This window comes from Actinomycetospora soli (assembly GCF_021026295.1).
Lineage (GTDB): Bacteria > Actinomycetota > Actinomycetes > Mycobacteriales > Pseudonocardiaceae > Actinomycetospora > Actinomycetospora soli.
Window position 1 is genome coordinate 52,906 of sequence record NZ_JAJNDA010000021.1, and the last position, 23,110, is coordinate 76,015.

At 75.2% G+C, this 23,110-nt stretch carries 20 protein-coding genes; 12 read left to right on the forward strand and 8 right to left on the reverse strand.

Annotated features, from left to right (window positions below; all coding sequences use genetic code 11):
• Positions 1 to 4: 4 nt before the first annotated feature.
• The 3 genes from LN037_RS26145 to LN037_RS26155 form a co-directional block, all read right to left on the reverse strand.
• Entirely contained in the window at positions 5 to 463 is a 459-nt protein-coding gene (locus tag LN037_RS26145; RefSeq protein ID WP_230759087.1) for a YccF domain-containing protein, read from the reverse strand.
• Positions 464 to 545: 82 nt separating this feature from the next.
• Positions 546 to 1,844 carry an MFS transporter gene (locus tag LN037_RS26150; protein WP_230759023.1) on the reverse strand — a complete coding sequence of 433 codons (1,299 nt, stop codon included), beginning with the start codon at positions 1,842 to 1,844 and terminating at the stop codon, positions 546 to 548.
• A 104-nt stretch (positions 1,845 to 1,948) separates the two neighbouring features.
• Positions 1,949 to 3,058 (reverse strand): serine/threonine-protein kinase, encoded by a 1,110-nt coding sequence (locus LN037_RS26155; RefSeq protein ID WP_230759024.1) that lies wholly within the window; start codon positions 3,056 to 3,058, stop codon positions 1,949 to 1,951.
• A gap of 47 nt (positions 3,059 to 3,105) precedes the next feature.
• On the opposite strand from LN037_RS26155, the gene LN037_RS26160 reads away from it, so the two are divergent.
• Positions 3,106 to 3,576 carry a MarR family transcriptional regulator gene (locus LN037_RS26160; protein WP_230759025.1) on the forward strand — a complete coding sequence of 157 codons (471 nt, stop codon included), beginning with the start codon at positions 3,106 to 3,108 and terminating at the stop codon, positions 3,574 to 3,576.
• Between the two features lie 133 nt (positions 3,577 to 3,709).
• On the opposite strand, the gene groL is transcribed toward LN037_RS26160, so the two are convergent.
• Positions 3,710 to 5,344: a chaperonin GroEL gene (gene groL, locus LN037_RS26165; protein ID WP_230759027.1), complete on the reverse strand. Its 1,635-nt coding sequence runs from the start codon at positions 5,342 to 5,344 to the stop codon at positions 3,710 to 3,712.
• Positions 5,345 to 5,517: 173 nt separating this feature from the next.
• Positions 5,518 to 6,762, reverse strand: coding sequence for a serine/threonine-protein kinase (locus LN037_RS26170; RefSeq protein ID WP_308286194.1), 1,245 nt, complete (start codon positions 6,760 to 6,762; stop codon positions 5,518 to 5,520).
• 153 nt (positions 6,763 to 6,915) lie between these two features.
• Here LN037_RS26170 and moeA point away from each other — a divergent pair, with 153 nt between their 5' ends.
• From moeA to LN037_RS26195, 5 genes are all read left to right on the forward strand, one after another.
• Positions 6,916 to 8,115 carry a molybdopterin molybdotransferase MoeA gene (moeA, locus tag LN037_RS26175; protein ID WP_230759088.1) on the forward strand — a complete coding sequence of 400 codons (1,200 nt, stop codon included), beginning with the start codon at positions 6,916 to 6,918 and terminating at the stop codon, positions 8,113 to 8,115.
• A 349-nt stretch (positions 8,116 to 8,464) separates the two neighbouring features.
• Positions 8,465 to 9,232, forward strand: a complete 768-nt coding sequence (locus LN037_RS26180; protein ID WP_372460539.1) for a phosphatidylserine decarboxylase — start codon at positions 8,465 to 8,467, stop codon at positions 9,230 to 9,232.
• A complete protein-coding gene (locus tag LN037_RS26185; protein WP_230759031.1) occupies positions 9,232 to 10,176 on the forward strand; it encodes a CDP-alcohol phosphatidyltransferase family protein in 945 nt (314 codons plus the stop codon). The genes LN037_RS26180 and LN037_RS26185 overlap by 1 nt, the downstream gene beginning before the upstream one ends.
• Positions 10,173 to 12,503 (forward strand): AAA family ATPase, encoded by a 2,331-nt coding sequence (locus LN037_RS26190; RefSeq protein WP_230759033.1) that lies wholly within the window; start codon positions 10,173 to 10,175, stop codon positions 12,501 to 12,503. Before LN037_RS26185 ends, LN037_RS26190 begins: the two co-directional genes overlap by 4 nt.
• 104 nt (positions 12,504 to 12,607) lie before the next feature.
• Entirely contained in the window at positions 12,608 to 12,937 is a 330-nt protein-coding gene (locus LN037_RS26195; protein ID WP_230759035.1) for a putative quinol monooxygenase, read from the forward strand.
• Positions 12,938 to 13,007: 70 nt separating this feature from the next.
• Here the strand turns inward: LN037_RS26195 and LN037_RS26200 are convergent, their stop codons facing one another.
• Positions 13,008 to 13,733, reverse strand: a complete 726-nt coding sequence (locus tag LN037_RS26200; protein ID WP_230759037.1) for a LytR C-terminal domain-containing protein — start codon at positions 13,731 to 13,733, stop codon at positions 13,008 to 13,010.
• A gap of 48 nt (positions 13,734 to 13,781) precedes the next feature.
• Positions 13,782 to 14,102 carry a nucleoid-associated protein NapA gene (napA, locus tag LN037_RS26205; RefSeq protein WP_230759040.1) on the reverse strand — a complete coding sequence of 107 codons (321 nt, stop codon included), beginning with the start codon at positions 14,100 to 14,102 and terminating at the stop codon, positions 13,782 to 13,784.
• Between the two features lie 169 nt (positions 14,103 to 14,271).
• Here napA and LN037_RS26210 point away from each other — a divergent pair, with 169 nt between their 5' ends.
• From LN037_RS26210 to LN037_RS26235, 6 genes are all read left to right on the forward strand, one after another.
• A complete protein-coding gene (locus LN037_RS26210; protein WP_230759042.1) occupies positions 14,272 to 14,859 on the forward strand; it encodes a peptide deformylase in 588 nt (195 codons plus the stop codon).
• A 91-nt stretch (positions 14,860 to 14,950) separates the two neighbouring features.
• A complete protein-coding gene (locus LN037_RS26215; protein ID WP_230759044.1) occupies positions 14,951 to 15,886 on the forward strand; it encodes a S1C family serine protease in 936 nt (311 codons plus the stop codon).
• A 167-nt stretch (positions 15,887 to 16,053) separates the two neighbouring features.
• Complete coding sequence (gene thiC, locus LN037_RS26220) at positions 16,054 to 17,619, forward strand: phosphomethylpyrimidine synthase ThiC (protein ID WP_230759046.1); 1,566 nt, start codon at positions 16,054 to 16,056, stop codon at positions 17,617 to 17,619.
• Entirely contained in the window at positions 17,616 to 18,464 is an 849-nt protein-coding gene (gene thiD / locus LN037_RS26225; RefSeq protein WP_230759048.1) for a bifunctional hydroxymethylpyrimidine kinase/phosphomethylpyrimidine kinase, read from the forward strand. Before thiC ends, thiD (LN037_RS26225) begins: the two co-directional genes overlap by 4 nt.
• Before the next feature lie 60 nt (positions 18,465 to 18,524).
• Positions 18,525 to 19,355: a bifunctional hydroxymethylpyrimidine kinase/phosphomethylpyrimidine kinase gene (thiD, locus tag LN037_RS26230; RefSeq protein WP_230759050.1), complete on the forward strand. Its 831-nt coding sequence runs from the start codon at positions 18,525 to 18,527 to the stop codon at positions 19,353 to 19,355.
• 16 nt (positions 19,356 to 19,371) lie between these two features.
• On the forward strand, positions 19,372 to 22,497 hold the full coding sequence (locus LN037_RS26235; protein ID WP_230759052.1) for an ATP-binding protein: 3,126 nt from the start codon (positions 19,372 to 19,374) through the stop codon (positions 22,495 to 22,497).
• Here the strand turns inward: LN037_RS26235 and LN037_RS26240 are convergent.
• A complete protein-coding gene (locus tag LN037_RS26240; protein ID WP_230759053.1) occupies positions 22,433 to 23,101 on the reverse strand; it encodes a hemerythrin domain-containing protein in 669 nt (222 codons plus the stop codon). The genes LN037_RS26235 and LN037_RS26240 overlap by 65 nt on opposite strands.
• Between the last annotated feature and the right edge of the window lie 9 nt (positions 23,102 to 23,110).

Below are 23,110 nucleotides of genomic sequence, written 5' to 3' on the forward strand. Positions count from 1 at the left end.
GCGCCTAGCGCCCGTACCAGGGCACCTCGCGACGGGCGCTCGAGATCGGGGTGGTGGCCGTCGTCGGCCCCACCCCGAAGGTCCGCGGGTCGTCCACGTCGACGATCCGGCGGCCGAGCGGCGTGAGCGACACCGGGATGAGCTTCAGGTTCGCCCAGGCGAACGGGATGCCGATGATCGTCACGGCCAGCGCGATCGCGGTGACCACGTGCCCGATCGCGAGCCACCAGCCCGCGACGACGAACCAGACGACGTTGCCGAGGGTCGACCCGATCCCGTGGTCGGGCCGACGTTCGAGGCGCTGCCCGAACGGCCACAGGGTGAACAGTGCGATGCGGAACGAGGCGATCCCCCACGGGATCGTCACGATCAGCACGCAGCAGATGATCCCGGCGATCACGTAGCCGATCGCCATCCACACCCCGGCCAGCACGAGCCACACCAGGTTCAGCAGGATCCGCAGGCCTTCCATGTGTCCAGGATGCCGGGATCCGCTGAGAGTCCCCTGAGCAGGCCGGGAACTATTTTCCCGACGTCGGGCCGGGTCAGTCGAGCACGCGGCCCTTCGTCTCGGGCAGCGTCAGGATGATCACGAACGCCACGACGGCGCCCCCGGTGACGTACCAGAAGAACAGCTGCGGCTGACCCGCGCCGGAGAACGCCGCGATGAGCAGCGGCGCGGTGCCGCCGAACAGGGCGACCGTCAGGTTGTACCAGGCGCCGATGCCGAGGGCGCGGAGCTCGGTCGGGAAGATCTCGCTCATGATCGCCGGCGCGATCGAGGAGAACACCGCGTAGAGCCCCAGCCCCACCGAGAACACGATGATGAGGTTCACCAGGGGCGGCCGGTCGGTGATGAGCAGGCTCAGCGGCACGGTCAGGACGGCGAACGCGGCCGACCACACCAGCATCTGCGGCTTGCGCCCGAACCGGTCGGCGCAGGCGCCCATCGGGTACTGCAGCGCGATGAACACGACCGTGCCGATGGACAGCGCGAGGAAGACGTCGCTGCCGGCGGCGTCGCGGAACTGCACCGCGTACGGGGTGAGGGCGCTGAAGAACGTGTAGTAGCAGAGCGTCGAGAGCAGCGTGAAGCCGAAGAGCTGCAGGACCGACCGCGGGTAGTGGGTCAGCGTCCGCAGCAGCGGGTTCTTCGTGGCCTTGGCCTTCTCGACGTTCTCCTCGAACTGCTCGGTCTCGGTGAGGCTGCGGCGCAGCCAGAGCCCGACGAGGCCGAGGACGCCGCCGACCACGAACGCGATGCGCCACCCGTAGGACTCGAGGTCGGGGCGGCTGAGCGTGGAGGTCAGCAGCAGCCCGAGCAGCGACGCGGCGAGCAGCGCGACGCCCGTGGAGATGTAGAAGAAGCTCGAGTACCGGCCGCGGCGGTTCGGCGGCGCGATCTCGGCGAGGTACGCGCTGGCGTTGGACACCTCGCCGCCCAGCGAGAGGCCCTGCGCGATCCGGGCGAGCAGCAGCAGGATCGGCGCGAGCCAGCCGACGGCGGCGTAGGTCGGGAGCACGGCGATCAGGAGCGAACCGCCTGCCATCAGCAGGATCGTCACGAGCATCGCGAACTTGCGGCCGCGCAGGTCGGCGAGACGCCCGAGCAGCACTCCACCGAGCGGGCGGAAGAAGAACGCGAGCGCGTAGGTCGACGTCGTGCCGATCAGCGCCAGCGTCGGATTCGACTTGTCGAAGAACTGGGACGAGAAGTAGACCGCGAAGGTCGCGTAGATCGTCCAGTCGAACCACTCGACGGCGTTGCCGATGCTGGCCGCGACGAGCGTCCGCACCGGCAGCTTGTGACGCTCGGTCGACGCCGGGTCCGTCACCTGGCTCATGCGCGCTCCCTCACGGTGGTTCGTCGGGCACGCACGGTAGGTGATTCGTCCCGGTTCGACCAGTGCAGGTCGCAGTCAGCGGAAGACGCCCGGGGCAGGAGAGGTCAGAGGGCCAGCACCGCGGCCACCAGGTCGGCCTGCGCACTCCGCGCGCTCGTCCGGGTCCGGCCCCCGATCAGGGCGTCCAGCGGCAGCACCGTGACGCCGTAGCGCATCCGCGTGAGGGCCCGGACCGCGGCGGTGAGCACCGCGCGGTCGATCTCGTACCCCTCGGCCGCCAGGCCGTCGGCGTACGCGTCCAGCGCCCGGGGCAGGACGGCGACCGCCTCCGCGGCGGACGCACGCCCTGCCTCGGCGCGACCGAGGACGAGCGGGACCACGTCCCAGCCGACGGGTGCGCTCGTGGCGCTCGCCCAGTCGATCGCGACGAAGGACCCGGGGTCGGCCGCGGGACGCAGCAGGTTGTCCGGCGTCGGATCGCCGTGCGCGGGCAGGACGGGGACGGTGGCCCAGGGGGCGACACCGGGCGCGTCGTCGGTGGCGAGGTCGTCGAGGAGGGCGCGCACCGGCTCCTCGAGCCCCCGCTCGACCGCGGCGGCGAACTCCGGGTGCTCCCAGGCCCCCGGCGCCAGGAGCAGCGGGGCCGCCCACGAGCGGACGGCGTCGTCGAGGAACGAGCGGACGAAGGAGGGCCCGGTCCACGGCACCACGTCGCGCGCCCGGCGGGCGGCGAGGCGACCGAGCAGACCGGCCGCGCGGACGACGTCCTCGGCGGTCCACGGCCGGTCGGCCACCTCCACCTCCTCCTGCCACAGCACGATCTCCTCGTCGCGCTCCGTCAGCGCCACGGGCGCGGGGAGCCGCAGCCCCGGCGGGAACCGGTCCGGCGGCACGGTCGTGACGACCTCCGCCTCGAGACGCCACGGGATGACCCGGTCCAGGTGGTCCCGCGCGTCGTCCGGCATCTGCGGCGGGAGACCGAAGCGGGCCGGCCGGAGGACCTTGGCGACCACCCCGACCGGCACGCGCTCGCCGTCGGCGGTGCGGGCCAGGACGGACACCCGGTGCAGCCCGGCCGTGGTCGGGGCGGTGGCCACGTGGGCGATGCACCCGACGGCCTGCACCGCGACGTCGACGACCCGCCGTCCGAGCAGCCGACCCAGACCGTCCGCGAGCCCGCTCGGCGGGATTCCGCCCGGCAACGACGGCGTCATGATCACGCTCCCGGTATGGTCAAGCTCCTTGTCGGAATCCGACGAGTGTGCCGGGAGGGGACGTCATCGTCAACGAGCTTGTCGAACCGCCGCTCCCGGGGCTCCTCGAGCAGCTGCTCCTCGACCTCCGCCGCACGGTGTACGAGGTCGCGGCGGAGCACGCCCCGGGCCTCGGCGCCCGGCACTTTCGGCTGCTCTCGGCCCTGCCCCCGGACGGCACCCGGGTGGCGCGCCTGGTCGAGGTCAGCGGGCTGACCAAGCAGGCGCTGGCGCAGACGCTGCGCCCCCTGGAGGACGGCGGACTGGTCGAGGTGGTCCCCGATCCCGCGGACCGCCGGGCCCGGGTCGTGCGGCGGACGGAGGCCGGGGACCGGGTCGAGCGGGCGTTGCGGGCGGCGCTCGCGCGGCGAGAGGACGAGCTGGCCGCCCGCGTCGGCGCGGAGCGCTGGGCCGTCAGCGCAGCGGTGCTGCGGGAGCTGTGGCGGGACGCGGTCGAGACGCGAGCGGCCGGGGCCTGATCGAGGACGGGCCGTCCCTGCCACTGGGTGACAGCAACGACGCTTTCCTGCCACCCCGGAAGAGGCGCAGGAACGACGAACGGGCCGCACCCCCGCAGGGGGTACGGCCCGTCGTCAGGAACGAGCAGGTGGACTAGAAGTCCATGCCGCCCATGCCGCCCGTCGGGTCGGCGCCGGCACCGGCGCCCGCCTTCTCGGGCTTGTCGGCCACGACGGCCTCGGTGGTGAGGAACAGCGCGGCGATCGACGCGGCGTTCTGCAGCGCCGAGCGGGTGACCTTGGCCGGGTCGATGATGCCGGCCTTGATCAGGTCCTTGTACTCGCCGGTGGCGGCGTCGAGGCCCTCACCGGTGTTCAGGCCACGGACCTTCTCGGCCACGACGCCGGGCTCGAGGCCGGCGTTGTGCGCGATCTGCTTCAGCGGCGCCTCGAGCGCGGTGCGCACGATGTTGGCGCCGGTGGCCTCGTCCCCGTCCAGCCCGAGGCCGGAGAAGACGTCGCCGGTCGAGGCCTGCAGCAGGGCGACGCCGCCGCCGGCGACGATGCCCTCCTCGACCGCGGCCTTGGCGTTGCGGACCGCGTCCTCGATGCGGTGCTTCCGCTCCTTGAGCTCCACCTCGGTGGCCGCACCGGCGCGGATGACCGCGACGCCGCCGGCCAGCTTGGCGAGGCGCTCCTGGAGCTTCTCGCGGTCGTAGTCGGAGTCCGAGCGCTCGATCTCCGAGCGGATCTGGGTCACGCGACCCGCGATCTGCTCGGCGTCGCCGGCACCGTCGACGATGGTGGTCTCGTCCTTGGAGACCGTGACCTTGCGGGCGCGGCCGAGCAGCGAGAGGTCCGCCGACTCGAGCTTGAGGCCGACCTCCTCGGAGATGACCTCACCGCCGGTCAGGATCGCCATGTCGGCGAGCATCGCCTTGCGGCGGTCACCGAAGCCGGGGGCCTTGACGGCGACCGACTTGAACGTCCCGCGGATCTTGTTGACGACGAGCGTGGCCAGGGCCTCGCCCTCGACGTCCTCGGAGATGATCGCGAGCGGCTTGCCGGACTGCATGACCTTCTCCAGCAGCGGGAGGAGGTCCTTCACCGACGAGATCTTCGAGGACATGAGCAGGACGTAGGGGTCGTCCAGCTCCGCCTCCATCCGGTCCTGGTCGGTGACGAAGTAGGGCGAGATGTAGCCCTTGTCGAAGCGCATGCCCTCGGTGAGCTCGAGCTCGAGCCCGAAGGTCTGCGACTCCTCGACGGTGATGACGCCTTCCTTGCCGACCTTGTCCATCGCCTCGGCGATGAGCTCGCCGATCTGCGCGTCGGCGGCCGAGATCGAGGCCGTGGCCGCGATCTGCTCCTTGGTCTCGACCTCCTTGGCGGACTTCAGGAGCGCCTGGGAGACGGCCTCGGTGGCCTTCTCGATGCCCTTCTTGAGGGCCATCGGGTTCGCGCCGGCGGCGACGTTGCGGAGGCCCTCGCGGACCAGCGCCTGCGCGAGGACGGTCGCGGTGGTGGTGCCGTCACCCGCGACGTCGTCGGTCTTCTTCGCGACCTCCTTGACGAGCTCGGCCCCGATCTTCTCCCACGGGTCCTCGAGCTCGATCTCCTTCGCGATCGAGACGCCGTCGTTGGTGATCGTGGGGGCGCCCCACTTCTTCTCCAGGACGACGTTCCGGCCGCGCGGGCCGAGGGTCACCTTGACGGCGTCCGCGAGGCTGTTCATGCCCCGCTCGAGGCCGCGACGGGCCTCCTCGTCGAACGCGATCATCTTGGCCATGCTGGGTGGTCCTCCGATGAGAGACACGTGTGCTCGGCCAGGCGGTGCCCGCGACGGACGATCAGCTCCATTACGCCGATCTCACCGTCCCGACCTGGCACTCGACACTACCGAGTGCCAGCACCGAGTCTGGCACTCGGGTGGGGTGAGTGCAAGCGACCCGGGGCGGCGGGTCAGGCGAGCAGCAGGACCAGCACGACGATCAGCAGCGCCACCGCGCCCCCGCCCACCAGCAGGGCCACCACCGGCCGTCCGGGCGCGCGGCCGCCGCCGAACGCCCCGAGGTCGGTGGGCGACGCGGGCGCCTGCGTCCGCTGCGGGGGCGGTCCCGTGCGCGGCGGCAGCGGGGCCCGCACCGGCACCCCGTTCCCGACGACGGGTCGTGCCGCGGCCGGGCGGGGTGCGTTCGTCGGAGGTGCAGCCCGGCGCGGCGCCGCGGGCGACTGACGGGCGGGGACCGGGCCGGCGTGAGGGGAGGATCCGAGCGCTCTCGTGGCACCAGGGTTCCCCTCACGCCGGACGGGGGGCCGACCCGCGAGGGCGGCGCGGGCCGCGGTCATGAGGTCCCGGGCGCTCGCGGGGCGCCGGGCCGGGTCGACCGAGAGCGCCCGGCGGAGCAGCGCGTCGACGTCCGGGCCGAACGCGGTCCCGGCCGACGCGGTCGGCACGTCGCCGGCGAGATGGGCGTCGATCACCTCGGTGACCGAGCCGCGGTAGGGCGCGTGGCCGGTCAGGCAGGTGTAGAGCACGCAGGCGAGCGAGTAGAGGTCCGTGCGGGCGTCGACCGGCTCGCCGCGCAGGTGCTCCGGGGCGGCGAACGTCGGGGACCCGAGGAAGTCGCCGCCGCGGGTGCGGTGGCCGGTGGCGCCGCGGTGGGTGAGGCCGAAGTCGGCGAGGTAGGCGAGCTCGCGGCTGCCCGCGCCGGCCGCGTGGCCGACGAGGACGTTGGCCGGCTTGACGTCGAGGTGCACCAGCCCGTGGGCGTGCACCGCGTCGAGGGCGTCGGCGACCTGGTCGAGCAGGCGCAGCGCCCGCTCCGGGGCGAGCGGCCGGCCGCCGACGAGCGTGGCGAGGTCGGGGCCCTCGATGAAGCGCATCGCGATGTAGAGCCGGTCGTCCACGCTGTCCACGTCGTAGAGCGGCACCACGTGCGGGTGGTCGACCGCCGAGGTGTTGCGCGCCTCGTCGCGGAAGCGCTCGCGGAACTCCTCGTCCCCGGCGAGCGCCGGGTCGATCACCTTGAGTGCGACGACCCGGCCGAGCCGCGTGTCCGTGGCCCGGTACACGGTGCTCATGCCCCCGCGCCCGATGACGCCCTCGACCCGGTAGCGGCCGAGCGCGGACCCGGTCAGGTCCTCGGTGGCCGGCGTCCCGCGCGGCGGCTCCGCCGCCTCGTCAGCAGGGTCGCTCCGGGTCACGGCGACGAGGGTAGAGGCCGCGCCGCACCCGGCGGGGCCGATCGCGCTCCCCCGTCGCCCCAGGTCGGCGCGGGCGGGGCACGATGTCGAGCCGTGAGCGACGCGCACGGTCATGGGCACGGACATGGGCACGATCACGGCGACCCCGCGGCGATGCGGCCCGTCGAGGCGCACGCCGCCGCGGTCGCGGAGCTGATCGCCCCCACCGGGACGGAGACGGTGCCGCTCGCGGCCGCCCGGGGTCGCGTCCTCGCCGCGGACCTGACGTCCCCCGTGTCGCTGCCGCCCTTCGACAACTCCGCGATGGACGGCTACGCGGTGCTTGCCGCCGACCTCGCGACGACCCCGGTGACGCTGCCCGTGCCCGAGGACGTGCCGGCGGGGCGCGTCGACGGCCCGCTCCTGGCCCCCGGCACCGCCCACCGGATCATGACCGGCGCGGCCGTCCCCGAGGGCGCCGACGCCGTGGTGCAGGTGGAGTGGACCGACGGCGGGCTGCCGGGCGCCACCGTGACGATCGAGCGCGGCGTCGACGCCGGGCAGAGCGTGCGCCGCGCGGGCGACGACGTCACGGCCGGCCAGGTCGTCCTCACCGCGGGCACCGTGCTCGGCGCGGCGCAGATCGGCCTCGCGGCCGCGGTCGGGGCGCCCGAGCTGACCGTCCACCGGCGCCCACGCGTGCTCGTGCTCTCGACCGGCTCCGAACTCGTCGCGCCCGGCGAGCCGCTGCGCCACGGGCAGATCCACGAGTCGAACGGCCCGATGCTGGCCGCGGCCGTCGAGGACGCGGGCGGCGAGGCCCGGCTCCTGCGCTTCGTGCCCGACGACGTCGAGGAGTTCCTGACGACGCTCGACGCGGCCCTCGCCGAGCCCACGGACCTCGTCATCACCTCGGGCGGCGTGAGCGCGGGCGCCTACGAGGTGGTCAAGGACGCGTTCACCACGCGCGGGATCGCGTTCACCAAGGTCGCCATGCAGCCCGGGATGCCGCAGGGGGCGGGCCGCTACGACGGCCGCGTCGCCGTGGTGACCCTGCCCGGCAACCCGGTGAGCTCGCTGGTCTCGTTCGAGGTGTTCGTGCGGCCGGCGCTGCGCCGCGCCGCCGGGCACCCGCACCCCGACCGGGCCCGGGTCCGGGCGCGGACGGCCGAGGAGCTCCGCTCGCCCGCGGGGCGCCGGCAGTTCCGCCGCGGTCGCCTGGACGCCGTGGCCGGCACCGTCGCGCCCGTCGGCGGGGCGGGCTCGCACCTGCTCGCCGCGCTCGCGCAGGCGGACTGCCTGCTCGTGGTGGGCGAGGACGTCACCGAGGTGGCCGTCGGCAGCGAGGTCGAGGTCTGGCTCCTGGAGAGCTGACGGCGCGCCGTCGGACTGAACCGGTCCCGGGGCGTCGACCAGGGCGGAAGCCGCCGTTCGAGTGGTCCGCTTGGGCCATCGGCGCGAAATCGGTTTGGCGCGACCCGGAAGATCAGGCACCATGTGTGAGAACTCTCATGGTGCCGGCACCGGACGAGTTCACCCCGGGTAGCCCGATGGCCGATCGCGGTGTCCGCCAACGCGATCGACGTCGACCAACCGCTTGTCGCTGGGGAGCGGACGAGCGGTTCTCGCCGGGGTCGCCGTCTCGGGGGATGGCGGCCCCGGCCCCACCCGGTGTGTGCCGATAGATTCGATTCAGCACCCGTCGTCGACGCGAAGGTTGACCGTGCCCGATCGCTCCCCCGCACCCGGCGACCCCGCGGCGACCGCCCGGGAGAAGCTCCCCGCGCCGCGCCGCAACCCGGTCCTCCACGCGGTCGACCTCGTCCGCGAGACGATGCCGCCGCTGCACCCGGGCGGCGCGCCGGTCATCGGCGCCGTCGCCGCCGGCGCCCTCGCGCTCCGCGCCGCCCGCGGGCGCGGCACCCTCGGCGCCGTCCTGACGACGGCGGCCGTCGCCGCCTTCTTCCGCGCCCCGCACCGAACGACCCCGCAGCGCGCCGACATCGCCGTCGCACCCGCCGACGGCACGGTCAGCGTCATCGGGGACGCCGAGGCCCCGCCCGAGCTCGTCGCGAAGGGGTTCCCGTCCGGGCCGCGCCCGCGGGTCAGCGCCTTCCTCTCGGTCTACGACGTGCACGTCCAGCGCATGCCCGTGGACGGCCAGGTCCTCGCGGTCGAGCACCGTCCGGGCACCTTCGTCTCCGCCGACCTGCCCGAGGCGAGCGAGGCCAACTCGCGGACCTCGGTCTGGGTCCGCGACACCGCGGGCCGCGACCTCGCCGTCGTCCAGATCGCGGGCCTCGTGGCACGCCGGATCGTGTGCGACGCGCGGCCGGGCGACGAGGTGGTCGCCGGCGAGACCTACGGGCTCATCCGGTTCGGCTCGCGGGTCGACCTCCTGCTCCCGCCCGGCGCCGAGATCGGCGTGCACGTCGGCCAGCGCACGGTGGGCGCGGAGACGGTGCTCGCGGAGCTCGGGCAGGAGCCCTAGTGCCCGCCACGACCGGCCCGAACGTCCGCACCGCCCCCGGCGTCCGCCTGCTGCCCAACGCCGTCACGGTCCTCGCGCTCTGTTCGGGCCTGTCGGGCGTGCAGTTCATGCTCGCCGGCAACGAGGTCGCCGCGATCGCCGCCATCGCGCTCGCCGGGGTCTTCGACGCCCTCGACGGCCGCCTCGCCCGGCTGCTCGACGCCTCCAGCCGGATCGGCGCGGAGCTGGACTCGCTGTCGGACTGCATCTCCTTCGGCGTCTCCCCCGCGCTGATCCTCTTCCTGTGGTCGCTGCACGACCTGCGCATCGGCTGGGTCGTCGCGCTCGTGCTCGTCGTGTCCGCCGCACTGCGCCTCGCCCGCTTCAACACGCTCGCCGACGACGCCGAGGCCAAGCCGTTCGCCGGGGAGTTCTTCGTCGGCGTGCCCGCCCCGGCCGGGGCCCTCGTGGCCCTGACCCCGCTCGCCACCGAGTTGCTGCTGGGCCCGGGGTGGTGGTCGGCGCCGGTCACGGTCGCGATCTGGACGGTGCTCTCCGCCGCGCTGATGATCTCGCGGATCCCGACCGCCTCGCTCAAGAGCGTCCGGGTGCCCCCGACGGCGATCGCGCCGGCACTGGTGCTGGTCGCGCTGGTCGCGGCGGCGATCGTCGCGGTGCCGTTCCTGCTCTACCCGGTCGCGATCCTGGCCTACCTGGCCCACATCCCGTACGCGGTCTACCGGTACCGCTGGCTCGACCGGCACCCGGAGGTCTGGCACGTGCCACCACGCCAGCGGCGCGCCGTGCGCCGCGCCCACCGCCGCCTCGGACTGCTGCCGCCGCGCCGCCCGCTGCCGCGGCGCGTCGCGGGTGCGGCGGCCCGGGCCGGGCGCCGCACGATCAACCGCGACCGTCCGGGCCCGCAGCGGCTCGGGCTGCGTCGCCGTCGGCAGGACAAGTCGTGACCCCGCAGGTCACCCTCACCGCCCAGCTCTCGACGTCGGCCGTGGACGCGCGCCGCGGCGTCGTCCGGCTGCACGGCGAGGTCTTCTCCGCCCTGGGGCTCGCCGCGTGGGACGCCGTGCGCCTCGTCGGCACCCGCCCGACGGTCGCCCTGGCCGCACCCGCCGTCGGGATGACCGCTCCCGGCACCGCGACGCTCGACGAGACCGCGATGGTCAACGCGGGGATCGTGGCCGGCAGCCCGGTCGCGGTGGAGCCGGTGACCGTGAGCGCGGCCCGGACGATCACGCTGTCCGGGTCGCGGCTGGCGGCCGGGGCCGTCGCGCCGGAGACGCTGCGCCTGGCGCTGACGGGCAAGGTGCTCAGCGCCGGCGACACCGTCTCGCTGCTCCCGCAGGACCTCGCCCCGGTCCCCGGGGCCGACGCGGTCGGCACCCGGACCCGCCTGGCGCGGGAGCTCGGTACCACGTGGACCACCGAGCTGGTCACGGTCGTCGACGTCGAACCCGCGGGCCCGGACGCCTTCGTGGTCGCCCCGAGCACCGTCGTCGGCTGGCAGGACGGCCCGCGCACCGGCGCCCGCGCCCGGCCCGAGGACCGGTCGGACTTCGCGCCGTCGGGCTTCTTCGCCGCCGCGCCGCGCGCCACCGGCCCCGCCGCCCCGGGCCCCGGGCTGACCGCCGCCTCCGCCGGGACCCCGGCGGCCGCGTCCACCGCTCCGGCGGCCCGGGCGGCCCCGGCAGCGCCTGCCGCTCCGGCGGAGCCGACCGTCGCCGTGACCGACCTCGTCGGCCAGCAGGACCCCGCCCGACGGCTGCGGGAGTGGCTGGACCTCGTCTTCACGCGCCCGGAGCTGCTGACCCGCCTCGGCGCCGCCGCCCGGCTCGGGGTGCTCGTGACCGGCCCCGAGGGGGTCGGGCGCACGACGTTCGTCCGCGCGGTCGCGGCGGAGGCCGAGGTCGGCGTCGTCGTGCTCGACGCGCCGGCGGCCGCGGCCCTCGAGGCGGGGGCGGCGGCCGAACGGGTGCGGTCGGCCTGCTCCCGGGCCCGCGCGGCGGACGGCCCGACCGTGCTGCTGGTACCCGACGTCGAGACGCTCCTGCCCGCCTCCGACCCGCCGCCGCTGGCGACGGTGGTCCTCGACGAGCTGCGGTCGGTGATCGCCGACGGGGTGGCGCTGGTGGCGACCGCGCAGGGCGGCGAGTCGGTCGACCCGCGGCTGCGGGCCCCCGACCTCGTCGACCGCGAGCTCGGCCTGCCCGCTCCCGGTGACCGCGAGCGCGCCGAGCTGCTCCGCGTGCTCCTGCGGGAGGTGCCGCTGGCCGCCGACGTCGACCTCGGCGCCGTCGGGCTCCGGACGCCGGGCTTCGTCGCGGCCGACCTCGTGGCGCTGCGCCGGGAGGCGGCGGTGCGGGCGGCGCTGCGCGGCGGGGACGACCTGGAGCTCGGACAGGACGACCTCCTCGGCGCCGTGACCTCGGTGCGGCCGGTGTCGCTGACCTCGTCGGGCTCGCAGACGCTGCACTCCGGCGGGCTCACGCTCGACGACGTCGGCGACATGGTCGAGACCAAGCAGGCGCTCACCGAGACCGTGCTCTGGCCGCTGACCTACCCCGACTCCTTCGCGCGCCTCGGCGTCGACCCGCCCCGCGGGGTGCTGCTCTACGGCCCGCCCGGCGGCGGCAAGACGTTCCTCATGCGCGCGCTGGCCGGCACGGGGCAGCTCAACGTGTTCGTCGTGAAGGGCGCCGAGCTGCTCGACAAGTACGTGGGCGAGTCCGAGCGGGCCGTGCGCGAGCTGTTCCGGCGCGCGGCCGACGCCGCGCCCGCGCTGGTGTTCCTCGACGAGGTCGACGCGCTCGCACCGCGGCGCGGCGGGTCGTCGGACGCCGGGGTGGCCGACCGGGTCGTCGCCGCCCTGCTCACCGAACTGGACGGCGCGACCCCGCTGCGCGACGTCGTGGTCCTCGGCGCCACCAACCGGCCGGAGCTGATCGACCCGGCCCTGCTGCGGCCCGGCCGGCTCGAGCGCCAGATCTACGTGCCCCCGCCCGACGCCGAGGCCCGCGCGGCGGTGCTGCGCGCCGCCTCGAAGGCGACGCCGCTCGCCGAGGACGTGGACCTCGACGCGCTCGGCGCCGCGCTCGAGGGCTACTCGGCGGCCGACTGCGCCGCGCTCGTCCGCGAGGCCGCCCTCACGGCCATGCGGGCCTCGCTGGACTCCACCGAGGTGACCGCCGCGCAGTTCGAGGCGGCGCGCCAGGTGGTGCGGCCGTCGCTGGACCCGCGGCAGCTCGCCGAGCTGGAGGCGTACGCGAACCGGGGCTGAGCGTGCACATGCTGCCGCCGGGCGCGGATCTCGACCGTGCCCGGCGGGCCTGCGTACGGTCACGCGCGCAGCGTCCGGGACCGGTGTGGGGTGGCTCCGCAGACATGATCTTCATCGTGATCAGCATCGACGTCCGGGCGGACCGCCGCGAGGAGTTCCTCCGCGGTGTCACGCGCTACTCCGCACAGGTCCGCGAGGAGCCCGGCAACCGGCACTTCACCTGCTACGAGTCGGTGGAGGCGAGCGGGGAGTTCGTCGTCGTCGCCACCTACGCGGACGCCGAGGCGGGCGCCGCGCACGTCGGCTCGGAGCACGCGCAGTGGTTCTTCGGGTGGCTCCCGTCCGTCGTCGCGACAGTGCCACGCATCGTGTACCAGGACCTGCCCGCCGGGATGGACTGGACGGAGATGGGCGAGGTCGCCGCCCGCATGTGAGCGGGGCCGGACACGACGACGGCCCGCGAGCCGCGTCGGACGCGGACCGCGGGCCGTGGTCGGTGCGGGGTCAGGAACCCTTCTGGGCGTTCTGGCCCCAGTTGTTCGTGGCGATCACGATGACGCCGGGCGAGGCGCCCTGGATGCCCGGGAAGCGCGGCTCGGCGCGGACCCCGAACGAGGCCGCGAGCGCCTCGGCCGCACCCTCCTCGCCGCTGCCGGGGCGGTAGTAGACCGTGCTGACCGGGATGACGCCCTGGGCGTAGTTGCCGGTCTCCACGACGTCGAAGCCGCGGCCCTGGATCTGGCCGGCGGCGGTCTCGGCGAGGCCACGGATGGTCGAGTTGTTGTAGACGCGGACCGGCACGTTCGCGTACGACGCACCTCCGCCGCCCCCGGAGCCGGAGCCCGACCCGGAGCCCCCGCCCGGCACGATCGGCGGGGCGGCCGCGACCGGCGGCAGCGCCTCGGTGACCGGGGGTGCCGGCGCACCGGCCACGCCGCCCGGCACCCCACCCGGCTGGCCGCCGACACCGGGCTGCCCCGGCTGGCCGGGCTGACCCGGCTGGTTCGGGACGCCCGGCTGGCCCTGCTGGTCGGCGCCCGGCTGCCCCGGGGCACCCGGCTCGCCGGGAGCGGGCGCGATGGTCGACGTCGGGGACGCGGCCGGGGCACTGGACGTGCCCTGCCCGCCGAGGCTGATCAGGCCCACCACGGCGGCGATGGCGGCCACGCCCAGCAGCGCGACCCCCGCGATGCGCAAGCGGGAGGCGCCGGACGCCCCGGGACCCGTCATGACCCTGCTCCCCTTCCGGCGACAACCGTTCGAGGGATCAGGAGACCACTACGAGGGCTCCACACCGAGGCGACGCGCCGCACGCGCGCGCTGTCGTGTCTGCCGCAACCGCCGGAGCCGCTTGACGAGCATCGGATCGGCCGCGTGGGCCTCCGGACGGTCCACGAGCGCGTTGAGGACCTGGTAGTAGCGCGTCGCCGACATGTCGAACAGCTCGCGGATCGCCTGCTCCTTGGCGCCCGCGTACTTCCACCACTGCCGCTCGAACGCGAGGATCTCGCGGTCGCGGCGGGTCAGTCCGTCGTCGGGCGCCGAGGTGTGCCGACCGGCGGACGGGGCCGGGCCGGTGGTAGCTGCAGGTGCGTCCATCACGCTCCTCGGAGTCGTTCCGTCGACCCCCGCGGGAGCCGTCGCGACGAATGACACGGGTGTCATTCGCGTGCCCTCCATTCAACCACGACCCCCTGACAACACCCCGGCGACGCACGTCGTCACCAGCTCCCACCTGCGGTGGAGCCGCCGTCTAGGCTCGCCCGCCGTGACCGTCCGCCCGATCGTCGTGACCGGCGAGCCCGTGCTGCACGCCCCGACGACCCCGTTCACCGACGACGAGTTCGGCACCGAGGCGCTCCGCACGCTCGTCGAGGACCTCTTCGAGACCATGGACGCCGCGCACGGCGTCGGGCTCGCCGCCAACCAGATCGGGGTCGGTCGGCGGGTGTTCGTCTTCGACTGCCCCGACCCGGAGCTCGAGGGCGAGCGGCGCCGCGGGGTCGTGGTCAACCCGGCCCTGGAGACCACCGAGGTCCCGGAGACGATGCCCGACGAGGACGACGACGCCGAGGGCTGCCTCTCGGTGCCCGGCGAGTCGTTCCCCACCGGCCGGGCCGACTGGGCGCGCGTGACCGGACGCGACGTCGAGGGGGACCCGGTGAGCGTGGAGGGCCGCGGCTTCTTCGCCCGCTGCCTGCAGCACGAGACCGACCACCTCGACGGCCTCGTCTACACCGACCGCCTGATCGGCCGGAACAAGCGGGCGGCCAAGCGCGCGATCCGGGCGAACGGGTGGGGCGTCCCCGGGACGACGTGGATGCCGGGCGTCGACCCGGATCCGTTCGGCCACTGACCCCCGCTCCGGTGCCAGCAATGCGGGCGCCCGGTTCCGCCCACGACGAACAGCGTCGTCGTGCGTGCTGCAACGGTGTAAGCACGAGGGCGTGGACGAGCTCGACTCCTACTCCCGCACCGTCGTCACCGTGGCCGAGACGCTCGGCCCCGCCGTGGCCGCACTCGCCGTCGGCGACCCGGAGCGCCCGCGGGGTGCCGGGAGCGCGGTCGTCATCGAGGACCCGGACGGCGACGGCACCGTCCTCGTCACCAACGCCCACGTCGTCGACCGCGCCCGGGGCGGGCGGGCCACGTTCGCCGACGGCAGCCACGCTGACGTCCGCGTCCTCGGCGCCGACCCGCTCGCCGACCTCGCCGTCCTCGCCGTGCACCCCGACGCGGCCACGCCCGCCCCGGTGACCCTCGGCGACGCGAGCGGGCTGCGGGTCGGGCAGCTCGTCGTCGCCGTCGGCAACCCGTTCGGGCTCGCGGGCAGCGTCACCGCCGGGGTGGTCAGCGGGCTCGGGCGCAGCCTCCCCACGAAGGACGGCCGCGTCGTCGAGGACGTGATCCAGACCGACGCCGCGCTCAACCCCGGCAACTCGGGCGGCGCGCTCGCCGACGCGCGCGGACACGTCGTCGGGATCAACACCGCCGTCGCGGGCGTCGGGCTGGGCCTCGCCGTCCCGTGGAACGACACGACGCGCGCGATCGTCGCCAGCCTGCGCCGCGACGGCCGGGTGCGCCGCGGCTACCTCGGCGTGGTCGGCGCCCCGACCCCGCTGCCGGTCGACGTGGCCCTGCGGCTCGGGCGCCGCCAGGGCCTGCGGGTCGCCGAGGTGGTGCGGGAGAGCCCGGCCGCCCGGGCCGGCCTCAAGCCGGGGGACATCGTCGTCGACGCCGACCACGAGCCGGTCACCCAGGCCCGTGACCTGCAGCGGCGCCTCTTCGCCGACGCGATCGGCCGCACGCTCCCGGTCACCGTGCTGCGCGGCGACGCCATGGTCGACGTGCTCGCGGTACCGGCGGAGCTCACCGGCTCGTGATCACCGGTCCCTTGCGACGCCCACCCACGGGATGGCACCGTCGGTGACGGATCCACAACTGCACACGCGGGAGCTCGCACCAGGAGCGGGCTGAGAGGGCGGCTTGACCCCGGGGTCAGGCGCCGCCGACCGCCGAACCTGACCGGGTAATGCCGGCGTAGGGAGTCATGAGCACCGCACCGCAGCACGTCACCACCGGCCCGATCGACGGGTCGCACAAGATCCACGTCGGCGAGCACGCCGTCCCGATGAGGCGCATCGAGCTCACCGACGGCACCCACCTCGACGTGTACGACACGTCCGGGCCGTACACCGACGAGAACGCGACCATCGATCTCGAGGCGGGCCTCACCCGCCGTCGGGAGGGCAGCGACCGCACCCAGCTGGAGCGCGCCGGGGACGGCGAGACCACGCCGGAGATGCACTTCGTCGCCGCCCGCGAGGGCGTCGACCCCGAGCTCGTCCGCGCCGAGGTCGCGGCCGGCCGCGCGGTGATCCCGGCGAACCACCGCCACCCCGAGTCCGAGCCGATGATCATCGGCAAGGCGTTCGCGGTGAAGATCAACGCCAACATCGGCAACTCGGCGGTGACCTCGGGGATCGCCGAGGAGGTCGAGAAGATGGTGTGGGCGACCCGGTGGGGCGCGGACACCGTCATGGACCTCTCCACCGGCGACGACATCCACGAGACGCGGGAGTGGATCCTGCGGAACTCGCCGGTGCCGATCGGGACCGTGCCGATCTACCAGGCGCTGGAGAAGGTGCGCGATCCCGAGAAGCTCACCTGGGAGATCTACCGCGACACCGTGATCGAGCAGTGCGAGCAGGGCGTGGACTACATGACCGTCCACGCGGGCGTGCTGCTGCGGTACGTGCCCCTCGCCGCGAAGCGGGTCACGGGCATCGTCAGCCGCGGCGGTTCGATCATGGCCGCGTGGTGCCTCGCGCACCACCGCGAGTCGTTCCTCTACGAGCACTTCTCCGAGCTCTGCGACATCCTGCGTCGCTACGACGTGACGTTCTCCCTCGGCGACGGCCTGCGTCCCGGGTCGATCGCCGACGCCAACGACGAGGCGCAGCTGGCCGAGCTGCGCACCCTCGGGGAGCTCACGCACATCGCCCGCGCGAAGGGCGTGCAGGTGATGATCGAGGGCCCGGGCCACGTGCCGATGCACAAGATCGCGGAGAACGTGCGGCTCGAGGAGGAGTGGTGCGGGGAGGCGCCGTTCTACACGCTCGGGCCGCTCGCGACCGACATCGCGCCGGGCTACGACCACATCACCTCCGCGATCGGCGCGGCGCAGATCGCGCAGGCCGGCACGGCGATGCTCTGCTACGTCACGCCCAAGGAGCACCTGGGCCTGCCGAACCGCGACGACGTCAAGGTCGGCGTGATCACCTACAAGATCGCCGCGCACGCCGCCGACCTCGCGAAGGGCCACCCGCGGGCGCAGGAGCGCGACGACGCGCTGTCGCGGGCACGCTTCGAGTTCCGCTGGCACGATCAGTTCCGGCTCGCCCTCGACCCGGACACCGCGCGCGGCTTCCACGACGAGACGCTGCCCGCGGAGCCGGCCAAGACCGCGCACTTCTGCTCGATGTGCGGCCCGAAGTTCTGCTCGATGCGCATCAGCCACGAGATCCGCGACCAGGTGGAGGCCGGCATGGCCGAGAAGGCGGCGTTGTTCGCCGCGCACGGGAACCGCGTCTACCTGCCGGTGGCCGGTTCATGACGCCGGGTCCGCGCACCTCGAGCCCGCCCGTCGCGCTCTCGATCGCCGGCACCGACTCGGGCGGCGGCGCCGGCATGACGGCGGACGTGCGCGCCTTCGCCGCGTGCGGCGTCCACGGCGCCGTGGCCGTCACGGCCGTGACGGTGCAGAACTCGCTCGGGGTGAGTGGGTTCCACCCGATCCCGCCCGAGGTCGTCGCCGACCAGGTCCGCACCGTCGCCGGCGACATGGGCGTGGACGCGGCGAAGACCGGCATGCTCGCGACCGCCGAGATCATCGGGGCGATCGCGGCGGTGTGCGACGAGGTCGGGATCGGCTCGGGCGGCATCCCGTTCGTCGTCGACCCGGTCGCGGCGTCGATGCACGGCTCGTCGCTGCTGGCCGACGACGCGCTCGACGCGGTGCGCACGCAGCTCCTGCCGCGGGCGACGCTCGTGACGCCCAACCTCGACGAGATCGCGCTGCTGGTCGACGTGAAGGTGGTCGACGACGCGTCGGCCCGGGAGGCGGCGCGGGCGCTGCACGCGCTGGGCGCGCAGGCGGTGCTCGTGAAGGGCGGGCACCTGGAGGCGGTCTCGGGCCGCCGTCAGGAGGACTGCGTGGACCTGCTGTCGCTGGCGTCGGGCGAGGAGCACGAGTTCCGCTCGGAACGCCTGGACCGGCCGCACACGCACGGCGGCGGTGACTCCCTGGCCTCCTCGATCACGGCGGGCCTCGCGCGCGGGATGTCACTCGTGGACGCCGTGGCACTCGGGAAGCGCTACATCACCCGGGCCGTCGAGGACTCCTACCCGCTGGGTGCGGGGCACGGTCCGGTGTCGTCGTTGTGGGCTGCGCCCATGTGAGCAGTCAGGGTCGCTATGACGACCGTTTCTGCTCACCTGGCCGTAGGCCACACTGCGAGCATGGCCGACACCCCGCCCCGCGCGCTCACGATCGGCGGCTCCGACTCCGGCGGCGCCGCCGGGATCGAGGCCGACCTGCGGGCGATGACGGCGTGCGGGGTGCACGGGTGCGTCGCGATGACGGCCGTGACGGTGCAGAACTCGCTCGGCGTCTCCGGCGTGCACCTCGTGCCGCCGGAGACGGTCGCCGCGCAGGTCCGGGCCGTGGTGAGCGACATCGGGGTGGGCGCCGCGAAGACCGGCATGCTCGCGACGGCGGGGATCATCGAGGCCGTCGCGGACGTCGTCGACGAGGTGGGGATCGGCCGGGAGTCCACGCCGTTCGTCCTCGACCCCGTGGCCGCCTCGATGTACGGGGAGCCCCTCCTGGCCGAGGACGCGATGGAGGCCATCCGCACGCTGCTCTTCCCGCGCGCGGCGCTGGCCACCCCGAACCTCGACGAGATCCGGCTGCTCGCGGGCGTCACCGTGACCGACCGGGACACCGCCCGGAAGGCCGCCGACGCCCTGCACGACCTCGGCGCCCGCTGGGCCCTCGTCAAGGGCGGGCACCTGCACGGCTCGCCGGAGGTGGTCGACCTGCTCTCCGACGGCACCGACACCTGGGAGTTCACCGGCCCGCGCATCGACACCCAGCACGTCCACGGCGCCGGCGACGCGCTGGCCAGCGCCACCTGCGCCGGGCTCGCGCGGGGACTCGAGATGCCGGAGGCCGTGGGGTACGCCGAGCGCTACATCCGGCGGGCCGTGGCGGCGTCGTACCCGCTCGGCGCGGGGACGGGGCCGGTCTCGCCGCTGTGGGCGATCGCGGACTGGGACGGCGGGTCGTGATCGTACGATCGGTCCCGTGCTCGAGGTCCGGCTGCTCGGGGCGCTGACCGCGTCGCTCGACGGCCGCCCCGTCGACCTCGGCAGCGCCCAGCGCCGGGCCCTCGTCGCGCGGCTCGCCGTGGCGGAGGGCGAGGTGGTGCCGGTCGACCGGCTGGTCGACGACCTCTGGGGCGGCGAACCCCCGCCCCGTGCCCTCGCCGGGCTGCAGGCCCACGTCAGCCACCTGCGCCGGGCCCTCGAACCCGACCGCGCGCCCCGCACCCCCGCGACCGTCCTCGTCAGCGCCGCGGGCGGCTACGCCCTGCACGCCGAGCTCGACGTCGCCCGGGCCCGACGTCTCCGCACCGGGACCGTCGAGGACCTGGGAGCGGCCCTCGCGCTGTTCACCGGCCCGCCGCTGGCCGAGTTCGCCGACGCCGCGTGGGCCGCGCCCGCGATCGAGCGGCTGACCGAGCTGCGGCGCGGCATCGTCGAGACCCTCGCCGCCGCCGAGCCCGACCCGGCGGTCGTCGTCGACCTGCTGTCGCCGTACGTCCGGGAGGAGCCGCTGCGCGAGGAGCCGGTCCGGCTGCTCGCCCGCGCGCTGTACCGCGGCGGGCGCCAGGCCGACGCGCTCGCCGCCCTCGCGGCACTGCGCCGCCGGCTCGCCGACGAGCTCGGGCTCGACCCCTCCCCCGCGACCACCGACCTCGAGGCCGCGATCCTGCGCCACGACCTCGGTCCTCCCGGTGGCAGGAAAGCGTCGTTGCTGCCACGGGGCGACAGCAACGACGCCTTCCTGCCACCGCAGCCACCGCAGCCACCGCAGCCACCGCAGCCGCCGGAGCGGGAGCGGGAGCCGGACGGCCTCCTCGGGCGCGACCGCGAGACCGCGCGCCTGCTCGCCGTCGCCGACGCGGCCGCCGCCGGGACCGGGCTGGTCGCGCTCGTCACCGGCGAGGCCGGCGCGGGCAAGTCCGTGCTCACCGAACATCTCGCCGACGCCCTGGCCGCCCGCGGCTGGCACGCCGTCCGCGGACGCTGCCCGGAGGTCGACGGAGCGCCCCCGGCGTGGGCGTGGACGGAGGTCGTCGACGGTCTCGGCCACGGCGACAGGCCCCCGGCGGGCGACACCTTCGCGGTCGGGCGCGCCCTGCTCGACGTCGTCGGCCGGGCGCCCCGCCCCCTGGTGATCGTGCTCGACGACCTGCACCGCGGGGACGAGGAGACCTGGCGCCTGCTGCGGGTCGTGGCCTCGGCCCGGGTGCCGGGCGTGCTCGTCGTCGGGACCGCGCGGTCCGACGAGGTGCCCGAGGAGGCCCTCGCGACCCTCGCCGCCCTGACCGCCGTCGTCGCCGAGCGCGTGGAGCTGGCCGGCCTCGAGCCGGACGCGGTCGCCGCCCTCGTCGCGGGCGAGCACCTCGCGGTGGACGACGCGGTCGCCCGGCGGATCGCGACCCGGACCGGGGGCAATCCGCTGTTCGTCCGCGAGGTCGCCCGCCTGGCCCGCACGGTGGGGTTGGAGGCGGCGGGCCGCACCGTGCCCGCCGGGGTCCGCGACGTCCTGTCCCGCCGCGCCGCCCAGCTCCCGGCCGCGGCGGTCACCACGCTGCGCCGCGCGGCGGTGCTGGGCCGCGACGTGGACGTGTCCGTGCTCGTCGCACTGGAGGGCGACGACGAGGACCGGGTGCTCGGGGCGTGCGAGGCCGGGGTCGTGACGGGCCTGCTCGTCGAGTCCGGCCCCGACGCCGTCCGCTTCGCCCACGACCTCGTCCGGGAGACCCTCTACGACGAGCTGCCCCGCCTGCGCCGCGCCCGGGTGCACGCGGAGGTCCTCACCGTCCTCGAGGCGCTCCGGCCCGGCGACCACGCCGCACTCGCCCGCCACGCGCTGGCCGCCGGACCGGTGGCGGGCGTCGACCGCGTCCTCGACCACGTCGAACGGGCCGCCGGCGAGGCACGCCGCGACCGGGTCCCGCGCACGGCGGCCGACCTCCTCACCGGGGCCCTCGAGCTGGCCACCGACCCGGCCCGGCGCCTGCGCCTGCGCTGCGCCCTCGCCTCGGCGCACTCCCACGCGGGTGCGGGAGCACCCGCCGTCCGGGAACGCTCGCTCGCCCTCGCCGAGGCGGGCCGCCTCCCCGACGACGGCTCGGGGCTGCTCGCCGCCGCGACCTGCGTCGACGGGCCGGTCACCTTCGCGCTGTCGGAGAACGCGACGCTCGACCGGCCGCTGCTCGACGCGGTGGCCCGGCTGCTCGAGCGGGACCTGCCGGCGGCCGACCGGGCGCGGCTGCTCGCGACGCGGGCGTTCGCCTGGCACCCGCGCGAGCCCGAGCTCGCCGAGGACGACGCCCGCGCCGCGCTCGCGGTGGTCCCCGACGACCCCGCCCTGCGCTGCGTGGTGCTCAACGCCCGCTTCTGGTCCCTGCTGCGCCCGGACCTGTGGGAGCAGTTGGACGAGCTCGGCGTCGACCTGCTCGCGGAGGCCGGACGGGCGGGCTCGCTCGGACACCGGGTCGTCGGCCACCACGCCCGGTTCCTGCACGCCTGCTACCGGGAGGACTTCGCCGCCGCCCGGACCCACGCCGACACCGCGCTCGCCGAGGCCCCGGACGGCCAGCTCGCCGCCACGGTCGGCTGGACGACGATCTTCCGCGCACTGGAGGCCGTGCTCGCCGGGCGCTACGACGAGGCCGAGCGGCTCTATCTCGGGTTCGGCGAGGCGATGGCGGCCCAGGGTCTGGCGAACGCGTCGGCCCTGGCGCTGGCCGGGCTGATCGGCGTCCGGCACGCGCAGGGCCGTCTCGGCGAGCTGGCCGAGCCGCTCGCCGCCGAGTACGCGGCCCGCGGCGACATCGTGGCCGAGCCCTACGCCGCCGCCCTCGTCGCCGCCGGCCGGGTCGACGACGCCCGCCGCGTGTGGCGGCCCGACGTCCCGATCCGGCGCGACTGGTGGTGGCTCTACTGGACGGCGCTGCGGGCCGAGGTCGCGCGGGCCCTCGGCGACGCGGAGGTGGCCGAGGCCTGTCGGCGGGAGATGGCGCCCTGGCGGGGCCACCTGGCCGGCGCGATGAGCGGGACGGCCACGCTGGTGCTCACCCGGCCGCAGGCCACAGCACCCGCGACTCGCGCCGGAACCGCGGCAGCAGCAGCTTCATGACCAGCAGCAACGGCTTCGGCGCGGACGCGGTCATCGTCGCGAACTCCTCGTCGGAGGTGTTCTCGACGATGCGCGGGAGGGCGTAGCGGATGCCGGCGCCGCCACGCTGCGCGGCCTTCTCGACGACCTCCCACTCCGCGAGCGGGACGTACGCCCGGATCACGGGGAACAGGTCGCGCTCCTCCTCGGCGATGTGCTCGTCGAGCAGGTCGGCGAGGTGGGTGAGCCGCTCGGCCAGCACGTCGACCCGCCCGCCCGAGGCGGCGACGGCGAAGCCGGCGCGGATGTCGTCGAGCACCGGGTCGAGGGCGGCGTGGTCGTCGGAGAGCGGCGCGAGGTCGACCTCGGCGCCCGCGTGGCGCTCGAGCACCGGCCACAGCACGTCGTCCTCGGTCGCGTGGTGGTGGTGGATGTCCAGGCACAGGCCGTCGATCCACGCACCGAACACCCGCCGTCGGCGGCCCTCCAGCGGGTCGGAGCCGTCCGCCCAGCCGGCGGCGAGCCCGGCGAGGCGGCGGGCGTCGCGGCGCATGATGCGGTGCGCGACCCGGATGCCCAGCAGGTCGGTGTCGGAGGTGAGGACGGAGGCGGTGGTGGCGGTCATGGCGTGCTC

Bases quoted from the DNA above. Each gene is read 5' to 3' on its own strand.
- LN037_RS26150 (WP_230759023.1), bottom strand. From the start codon at position 1,844: ATGAGCCAGGTGACGGACCCGGCGTCGACCGAGCGTCACAAGCTGCCG.
- LN037_RS26155 (WP_230759024.1), bottom strand. From the start codon at position 3,058: ATGACGCCGTCGTTGCCGGGCGGAATCCCGCCGAGCGGGCTCGCGGAC.
- groL (WP_230759027.1), bottom strand. From the start codon at position 5,344: ATGGCCAAGATGATCGCGTTCGACGAGGAGGCCCGTCGCGGCCTCGAG.
- moeA (WP_230759088.1), top strand. From the start codon at position 6,916: ATGCGGCCCGTCGAGGCGCACGCCGCCGCGGTCGCGGAGCTGATCGCC.
- LN037_RS26195 (WP_230759035.1), top strand. From the start codon at position 12,608: ATGATCTTCATCGTGATCAGCATCGACGTCCGGGCGGACCGCCGCGAG.
- LN037_RS26200 (WP_230759037.1), bottom strand. From the start codon at position 13,733: ATGACGGGTCCCGGGGCGTCCGGCGCCTCCCGCTTGCGCATCGCGGGG.
- napA (WP_230759040.1), bottom strand. From the start codon at position 14,102: ATGGACGCACCTGCAGCTACCACCGGCCCGGCCCCGTCCGCCGGTCGG.
- thiC (WP_230759046.1), top strand. From the start codon at position 16,054: ATGAGCACCGCACCGCAGCACGTCACCACCGGCCCGATCGACGGGTCG.
- thiD (WP_230759048.1), top strand. From the start codon at position 17,616: ATGACGCCGGGTCCGCGCACCTCGAGCCCGCCCGTCGCGCTCTCGATC.
- thiD (WP_230759050.1), top strand. From the start codon at position 18,525: ATGGCCGACACCCCGCCCCGCGCGCTCACGATCGGCGGCTCCGACTCC.
- LN037_RS26240 (WP_230759053.1), bottom strand. From the start codon at position 23,101: ATGACCGCCACCACCGCCTCCGTCCTCACCTCCGACACCGACCTGCTG.